The organism is Streptomyces sp. GbtcB7 (assembly GCF_019091445.1).
Lineage (GTDB): Bacteria > Actinomycetota > Actinomycetes > Streptomycetales > Streptomycetaceae > Streptomyces > Streptomyces mirabilis.
Map to the genome: position 1 here is coordinate 1 of NZ_JAGXJM010000260.1, position 281 is coordinate 281.

Annotated in this window: 1 pseudogene; it reads right to left on the minus strand. The window is 65.8% G+C overall.

The window, feature by feature from the left end:
- Nucleotides 1–281, minus strand: a pseudogene (locus KVT44_RS56045) (glucose-6-phosphate dehydrogenase); the annotation flags it as partial.

Genomic DNA, 281 nt, shown 5'->3' on the forward strand with positions numbered 1-281 from the left:
TACTGCGCGGGCTTGCCGTGCTTGTCCCAGTACTGCTCGATCGGGTCGAGGATCTTCCAGGACAGCTCGACCTCCTCCGTGCGCGGGAAGAGGTTCGAGTCGCCGAGCAGGACGTCGAGGATCAGTCGCTCGTACGCCTCCGGGCTGGACTCGGTGAACGACTCGCCGTAGGCGAAGTCCATCGAGACGTCCCGGATCTCCATGGAGGTGCCGGGCACCTTGGAGCCGAAGCGGACCGTGACGCCCTCGTCGGGCTGGACGCGGAAGACGATCGCGTTCTG